This window comes from Amycolatopsis sp. NPDC004747, from assembly GCF_053601335.1.
The window spans coordinates 84,808-91,923 of record NZ_JBSGBQ010000039.1 but is presented as its reverse complement, the minus strand read 5'-3'; the positions used below and the strand labels follow the sequence as shown (position 1 = coordinate 91,923).

At 74.0% G+C, this 7,116-nt stretch carries 7 protein-coding genes; 4 read left to right on the top strand and 3 right to left on the bottom strand.

The window, feature by feature from the left end:
• Positions 1-94: 94 nt before the first annotated feature.
• A complete protein-coding gene (locus tag ACWEGE_RS40440) occupies positions 95-1,306 on the bottom strand; it encodes a glycosyltransferase (RefSeq protein WP_449665778.1) in 1,212 nt (403 codons plus the stop codon).
• Between the two features lie 38 nt (positions 1,307-1,344).
• Between ACWEGE_RS40440 and ACWEGE_RS40435 the strand changes: the two genes are divergently transcribed.
• Positions 1,345-1,965 (top strand): TetR/AcrR family transcriptional regulator, encoded by a 621-nt coding sequence (locus tag ACWEGE_RS40435; protein WP_449665777.1) that lies wholly within the window; start codon positions 1,345-1,347, stop codon positions 1,963-1,965.
• Between the two features lie 26 nt (positions 1,966-1,991).
• On the opposite strand, the gene ACWEGE_RS40430 is transcribed toward ACWEGE_RS40435, so the two are convergent.
• Complete coding sequence (locus ACWEGE_RS40430) at positions 1,992-3,659, bottom strand: EAL domain-containing protein (protein ID WP_449665776.1); 1,668 nt, start codon at positions 3,657-3,659, stop codon at positions 1,992-1,994.
• Between the two features lie 128 nt (positions 3,660-3,787).
• On the opposite strand from ACWEGE_RS40430, the gene ACWEGE_RS40425 reads away from it, so the two are divergent.
• Together ACWEGE_RS40425 and ACWEGE_RS40420 are read left to right on the top strand one after the other, a co-directional pair.
• On the top strand, positions 3,788-4,135 hold the full coding sequence (locus tag ACWEGE_RS40425; protein ID WP_449665775.1) for an ArsR/SmtB family transcription factor: 348 nt from the start codon (positions 3,788-3,790) through the stop codon (positions 4,133-4,135).
• Entirely contained in the window at positions 4,132-4,767 is a 636-nt protein-coding gene (locus tag ACWEGE_RS40420) for an SRPBCC family protein (protein ID WP_449665774.1), read from the top strand. Before ACWEGE_RS40425 ends, ACWEGE_RS40420 begins: the two co-directional genes overlap by 4 nt.
• 217 nt (positions 4,768-4,984) lie before the next feature.
• Here the strand turns inward: ACWEGE_RS40420 and ACWEGE_RS40415 are convergent, their stop codons facing one another.
• Positions 4,985-5,362, bottom strand: a complete 378-nt coding sequence (locus ACWEGE_RS40415) for a PASTA domain-containing protein (RefSeq protein ID WP_449665773.1) — start codon at positions 5,360-5,362, stop codon at positions 4,985-4,987.
• A gap of 63 nt (positions 5,363-5,425) precedes the next feature.
• Here ACWEGE_RS40415 and ACWEGE_RS40410 point away from each other — a divergent pair, with 63 nt between their 5' ends.
• On the top strand, positions 5,426-6,997 hold the full coding sequence (locus tag ACWEGE_RS40410; protein ID WP_449665772.1) for a deoxyguanosinetriphosphate triphosphohydrolase family protein: 1,572 nt from the start codon (positions 5,426-5,428) through the stop codon (positions 6,995-6,997).
• The last annotated feature ends 119 nt before the right edge of the window (positions 6,998-7,116 follow it).

Below are 7,116 nucleotides of genomic sequence, written 5' to 3'. Positions count from 1 at the left end.
CCCTTCCTTCGCCTCCCGCCCCCTCTGCCTTCGTGGGGCCCTTGGGGGCCCGGGGGTCGTGAGTGGTAAGGCGGGTTAGAACCCGCCTTACCACTCACGACAAGCCGCGGGAGGGCTCGGTGATGAGCTTGACCACCTCGTCCATCGTCGGCCCCGCGGCCATTTCCGCGGCCAGTTCGCGCGCGCGTTCGCGGTAACGCGGGTCGTCCAGTACCGCGCGGACGGACCGCCGCAGTGTCCGCGGTGAGGCCGACGCGCGGGCGCGGCCGATGCCGGCGCCCGACCAGGTGACCCGGGCCGCGACCTCGCGCTTGTCCTCGCTGGCCCCGACCACGACCAGCGGTACGCCGTGGCGGAGGGCGTGGTTGACCCCGCCGTACCCGCCGTTGCTCACCATGGCGGCGCAGCGGGGGAGCAGCTCGTCGTAGGGGAGGAAGTCGGCGACCCGCACGTTGTCCGGCAGCGGACCCGGCCGCAGCGGCGTGCCGCACGTCGTCGCGACGAGCAGGACGTCCTCGTCCGCGAGCGCGTCGATGGTGGGCTCGACGAGCCGGCCGAGGTCGTCGTTCGCCACCGTCCCCTGGGTCACGTGCACCACCGGCCGGGAGCCGTTCAGGTCGGCCCACCACGGCGGCAGCGGGTGTTCGCTCGCCGCGCTGACCGTCGTCGGCCCGATGAAGTGCAGGGGCACGCCCGGCCGCGGGTACTCGAAGCCGGGGCAGGTCATCTGGAGCACGCCGTCGCCGTGCAGGGGCCAGTCGGTGAAGAGCATGCCGGGGTCGCCGCCCAGCAGGTCGCGCGCCGTTCGCTGCGCCGGCCCGGTCACCCAGGGCACGAGCGCTTCGAACAGCGCGCCGCGGACCGGGTGGCCGGGTGCGGCGGTCGGGACCGGCGGCAGGAACGGCAGGAACCCCAGCGTCAGCAGGCGTGGGCGGGCCGCCCGCCGGACCAGCGCCAGCCCGGCCATCATCAGCGGATCGCACAGCACGACGTCGGCTTCCTGCGCGTCGATGACGCTCAGCTGGTGGGGCATCGCGCGGACGAAGTGGGTGAGCTCGAACCGGGCGAGCTTGAGCCCGCCCAGCCCGGCGCGGCCGGGGATCGAGCCGTTCAGGTCCGTCTCGTCGAAGTCGGCCTCCGGGGGCAGGACGGCGACGCCGGCTCCCAGCTCCTCGAACGCCTCCCGGTACCGCGCCCCGGTGACGACGGCGACTTCGTGCCCGGCGGCGACCAGTGCCTCCACGACCGGCTTGGTCGGCCCGACGTGACCGCGCGCGGGCTGCACGCAGACGAGTACCCGGGTCATGGCTCCCCCTTTGAGCGATACGCTGTACCATCCAATTGATGACGATACCCGAAGGCGCGCGGCGCCGGTACGAGTCGCCGGTGCGCGAGGCCCGCGCCCGGCGCACCCGGGCCCACGTGGTGGCGACGGCCGGAAAGCTCTTCGCCGAACGGGGTTACGCGGGCACGAGCATGCGGCAGATCGCGGCGGAGGCGGGGGTGAGCCTGGAGACGGTGACGCAGACGGGCCGCAAGCCGCAGCTGCTGCTGGCCGCGTTCCGCGCCGGCTTCGCGGGCGACCCGGACGCGGTGGACCTGGACGCGCTGGCGGGCCCGGCCGGCCCGGCGGACCTGCCCGCGGTGGTGGCCAGGGTGGCCGCGGGGGTGCGCGGGTCGCTGCCGATCTGGCGCGCGTTCACCACGGCGGCCGCGGCGGACGCGGAGGTGGCGGCGGTCCGCGCGGAACTGGCGGTGGTGCGCCGGGCGGAGATCGCGGAACGCCTGGTGGCGGCGGAGCTTGCGCCGGGCGGTTCGGTGGGTCGCCTGGCCGACGCGATCGGCCTGATCACCTCGCACGAGGCGTACGACCACTTGACGACGGTGTGCGGCTGGCCGCACGAGGACTACGTGGCCTGGGCGGCCGCGGCGATCCAGGCTCAGCTCACGCTCGACTGGCAGTGAGAGCGGTGCCCGGGCTTGTGACCGACCTAGCCCGCGGCCGCCTGTAAACCGCGGGTGCCGATGCCCCGCAACACTTCCACCCGGTCCGAACCCGGGCGGCTCAGCACCCAGCTCGATCCCGGCACCGCCTTCGCCCGCTTCTTCAACGGCGCCAGCAACCGCGAAACCTCCTGGTACGAACCGATCGCCCCGCTCGCGCAGACCAGCGTCGCCAGCGAGACCGTCACCGGCAGGCCCTCCGCCGTCCACGCCCGGTCCAGCAGCGCTCCCGCCACCGTGGCGATTTCGTCGACGTCGCACACCACCAGGAAGTCGTCGCCGCCCACGTGGCTCACCCGCATCCGCCGCAGGCCGCCGGCCAGCTCCGTCAGCGCCGCGCCCAGCTCGCGGATCAGGTTGTCGCCCGCCGCGAAGCCGGCCGTGTCGTTGATCGCCTTGAAGGCATCGATGTCCAGCCAGGCCGCCACGAACGGCTCGCCGATCGTGATCCGGCGGGTGACGTCGCGGGCGATCGTGTCGCTGCCCGGCAACCGCGTCAGCGGGTTCAGCGCCGCGGCCGCCTCGACCTTCGCCTCGGCCACCCCGCGGACCACCTCGGTCACCAGCACCACGCCGAGGCAGCGGCCGAGCTCGTCGACCACGACCACGTCGTCGCCCGTGCGGCCCCAGTCGGCGTCGGTGACCAGCTCGAGGAACTCCATCGCGCCCGCGCGGGCCTCGATCGTGTGCGGGGTGTCCGCGAGCCGGGCCGCCGGGCGCTTCGCGTGCAGCGCGTGCCCGTACGGGCCGGTGACCGCCACCAGGAACCGGGTCCGGTCGACCGACCAGCGCGGCCGGTTCAGCTCATCCACCCCGACCACGCCGCCCGGCGCGTCCGCGGCCGCGAGCACTTCGCGGACCTCGTCGCAGGTCGCCGTCTCCGGCAAGGTCGTCGCCGGGCGGAGGAAGTCGCCGACGCACGGTGCCGGCGCCCCGCCCGACGGACGGCCGCGGGTCAGCAGGGCCGGCGCGGGACCGGCGGCGGTCGGCGGCGCGAGGAGGTGGCCCTGCGCGATCCGGACGCCCAGGCCGCGGACGGCGTCCAGCTGCGCGCCGGTCTCCACGCCGGTCGCGACGAGCCGGGTGCCGGTGCGGTTCGTGTAGTGCAGCAGCGCCTCGACCACGGCGGCCGCGGCCGGGTCGTCCGGCAGCCCGCGCAGCACGGTCCGGTCGAGCTTCACCAGGTCGATCGGCGCCTCGACGAGCAGGCCCAGCGGCAGGTCGCCGCGGCCGAGGCCGTCGAGGGCGATCCGGAAGCCGAGCTCGGTCAGCTCCCGCATCCCGGCGAGCGCCCGGCCGGCGGGCAGCGGGGCGAACGGCGGGCCGATCTCGAGGACGACGTCGCGGGTGCGCCGGCCCGCGTCGCCGAGCTCTTCGAGGAGGTCGTCGTACATTGCCTGGGGTGCGGCCAGGGTGCGGGCGGAGAGGTTGAGGTGGAGGGGGAGCGACGTCGGGTGTTCGGCGTCCTGCCGGACGGCGGCGACCGCGAGCCCGAGGTCGGCCTCGGCGAGCCTGCCGTCCCGGCGGGCCTGCGCGAGCAGCTCGGGGACGGTTCCGCGGCCGGGCTTGGCCAGCGCCTCGTGCGCCACGACACCCCCCGTGTGGAGGCTGTACAGCGGCTGGAAGGCGAAGCGGACCGCGCGTGGCGACTTCACGGCCCCGATCGTCGCGGGTCGCGCGGCCAAGCGGAACCGATGTCGACTGATGTTCACCGTCGGTTACCCCCATCGGCGCAACTGTTTCAGTGTTGACTTATATAAGTTGGTGCTTGTAGCTTGGCCGGGTGCACGCGTTCGACGTCCTCGGCGACCCGGTCCGCCGCCGGATCCTCGAGCTGCTGGCCGACGGCGAACGGGCCGCCGGTGCGGTGACCGAGGTGATCCGGGCCGAGTTCGGCATCTCGCAGCCGGCCGTTTCCCAGCACCTGAAGGTGTTGCGCGAAAACGGCTTCGCCGTCGTCCGCCAGGACGGCACGAGGCGGCTGTACGCGGTCGGGCCCGCCCCGCTGCGTGACATCGACGACTGGCTCGACCGGTTCCGCCGGTACTGGACGCCGCCGCTGGACGCGCTGGCCACCGAAATCGCCCGCGGCAAGCGCGAGCGCCGCCTCGACCAAGGAGAAGGTTCGTGATCGACGTCAGCCACCAGATCAGCGCCGTCCGCCGGACGCTCGGCGACCGGGTGATCGAGGGGAAGGAGGCCCGTGTCCTGACGATCAGCCAGGTCTACGACACCGACGTCGACGACCTGTGGGACGCGGTCACGAACCCCGAGCGCATCCCGCGCTGGTTCCTGCCGGTCAGCGGCGAGCTGGAGGTCGGCGGGAAGTACCAGCTGGAGGGCAACGCGGGCGGCACGGTCGAGCGCTGCGAGCCGCCGAAGAGCTTCGCCGCGACGTGGGAGTTCGGCGGCAACGTCAGCTGGATCGAAGTGCGGCTGACGCCCGAGGGCGAGGGCACCCGGTTCGAGCTGGAGCACGTCGCCCACGTCGACGACCGCTGGGACGAGTTCGGCCCGGGCGCGGTGGGCATCGGCTGGGACGGGGCGCTGGTCGGCCTGGTCCTGCACCTGGCCGCACCGGGCACGGCCGTCGACCCGGAGGCGGCGATGGCCTGGATGATGTCACCGGAGGGGATCCGGTTCATGACGGCGTCGAACGAGGCGTGGTACGAGGCCGACGTGGCGGCGGGCGCGGACCCGGCCAAGGCCCGCGCGGCCGCCGACCGCACGCTGAAGGCGTACACGACCCCGCCGGAGGCCTGACCCCCGCCGTGTCGTCCCCCCAATCACGCGTGATGCCCCTTCAATCACGCGAGATGCCCCCTCAATCACGCGAGATGCCTCGCTGATCACCGGCGTGGCCCCTCGCCGCACGGTCTGCGGCGGAAGAAGCGGCGTGCGCCGCGGGGCATCATCCGTGATTGAAGGGGCATCACGCGTGATCAGAGAGGCATCACTCGTGATTGGAGGGGCGACACGGTCAGCGGTCGGTGTACTTGACCGCGGTCAGGGTGATCACCGTGTCCGGAGCGACTTCCGTGCCGGCCGGCGGGTCCTGGGCCGTCTGGCGCCAGTTGCGGTCGATCACCAGGGCGCGGCCCTGGCCGGTGCCGTCGACCTCGCGCAGGTTGTAGAGCCCGGCGCGCTGCATCGCGTTCTGGGCGTCCTGGTGGTTCATGCCGGAGACGTCCGGGACCTTGATGAGCTTCACCGGGGCCGAAGTCCTGGTCGAGGTCCCGGGCGAAGTCGAGGTCGAAGTCGAGGTCGTGGTCGTGCTGCCGGGTGTGGCGGGCGGGGCGCCGCACCCGGCCAGTGCGAGGGCGAGCGCCGCCAGGGTGGTGACCATCCGTCGGGGCATACCTCCGGTATACCCACGCGCCTGCCCGCCGTTCAGGTGAACCTGGCGGATAAGGTCGGGCGCATGGATCAGGGCAGCGAGCACACCGACCCGCGGGCCGCGCGGCGCGATCCCGTGGCGAACGTCGGCGGGTTCACCGACCTGGCGACCAGCCCGTTCCGGATCGACCGCGACCGGATCGCCGCCTCGCCGTTCTTCGCGCGGCTCGGCGGCGTGACGCAGGTCGTCAGCGCCGGCGGGGCCGGGCTGCTGCACAACCGGCTGACCCACAGCCTCAAGGTCGCGCAGGTGGCCCGCGCGATCGCCGAGCGGATCACCGGCGGCCCGGACGCCGGCCTGGCCGAGAAGCTCGGCGGCTGCGACCCCGACGTCGCCGAGGCCGCCGCGCTCGCCCACGACCTCGGGCACCCGCCGTTCGGGCACCTCGGGGAGCAGACGCTCGACCGGATCGCCCGCCACCGCTTCGGCCTCGCCGACGGCTTCGAGGGCAACGCGCAGACGTTCCGGATCATCACCACCACCGACGTCCGCGGGCCGTCGGCGATCGGGCTGGACCTGACCGCCGCCGTGCGGGCCGCCGTCCTGAAGTACCCGTGGCTGCGGCTGCACCACCCCTCGCCGCACCCGTCGGAACTGGCCGTGCCGCCGCGTGGGGCGGCCGAGCCGGGCGACCTGCCGGGCACCGGCGCGGCGAAGTTCTCCGCCTACGCCACCGAACTCGACGACTTCGAGCAGGCGCGCGCGGCCTTCGCCGGCCGCGTCGAAGGCTGGCAGCAGACGGTCGAAGCGTCCGTGATGGACACCGCCGACGACATCGCCTACGCCATCCACGACCTGCAGGACTTCCACCGCATCGGGGTCCTGCAGCACGCGCCGGTCGCCGCCGAGCTGGGGCAGTGGCTGGACCACGCGGGGGAGCTGGCGTCGCTGGACGACGAGACGCTGAACGCGGACCTGCGCCGCCCGGGCCGGTCGCTGGAACGCCTCCGCCGCCGCATGCACGCCAAGGACGCGTGGATCGTCGACGACGACGCCTTCGCCGCGGCGGTCGCGCGGGTGCGCGCGGAGCTGGTCGACGGCCTGCTGGCCGGCGAGTTCGACGGCTCGATCGAGGCGGAGCAGGCCACGGCGGCGTTCTCCGCGAACTGGACGGCCCGCCTCGTGGACGGCGTGTTCCTGCTGGCCTCGCCGTCCACGCGCACCGGGCACGTCTCGCTGCGGGCCGCCCAGTGGCACGAGGTCCAGGTGCTCAAGTTCGTGCACCGCCGGTTCGTCCTGCTGCGGCCGGACCTCGCGCTGCACCAGCGCGGCCAGGCGGGGGTGGTGTCGAGCCTGGTCGACGCGCTCGACGCGTGGCTGCTCGACCGCGACGAGGTGTCCCGCCTGCCCCGCCGGCTGCACGACCTGGTCGAGCTGGCCCGCGCGGAGTACGCCGGGCTGGCCCGCACGGCACCGGAACTGCTGGTGGGAGCGACGGGCGAGCCGGTGACGGGGCCGGACGCGGTGCGCGGCCTCGCGCGCGGCCGGGCGGTGGTCGACTTCGTGGCGTCCCTGACGGACAAGCAGGCGGTGACCTTGTTGGACGCGCTGTCCGGGCGGGCGGCGCAGCCGTGGTCGGACTCGTTCGTGCTTTGAGCACCCCGTAACGAACTTTCCCGCTGGGGCCGCCGGTTGCACGCCCGGCGGCGAGTTGCTTGTGGACATCCCACTCCGTGGCCGGGGTGGCGGGCGGGCAATTGTCCGGTGGGTGTCCG

Excerpts from the sequence above, each read along its gene's own strand:
- ACWEGE_RS40415 (WP_449665773.1), bottom strand. The coding sequence starts at position 5,362 with ATGCCCCGACGGATGGTCACCACCCTGGCGGCGCTCGCCCTCGCACTG.
- ACWEGE_RS40440 (WP_449665778.1), bottom strand. The coding sequence starts at position 1,306 with ATGACCCGGGTACTCGTCTGCGTGCAGCCCGCGCGCGGTCACGTCGGG.
- ACWEGE_RS40410 (WP_449665772.1), top strand. The coding sequence starts at position 5,426 with ATGGATCAGGGCAGCGAGCACACCGACCCGCGGGCCGCGCGGCGCGAT.
- ACWEGE_RS40435 (WP_449665777.1), top strand. The coding sequence starts at position 1,345 with ATGACGATACCCGAAGGCGCGCGGCGCCGGTACGAGTCGCCGGTGCGC.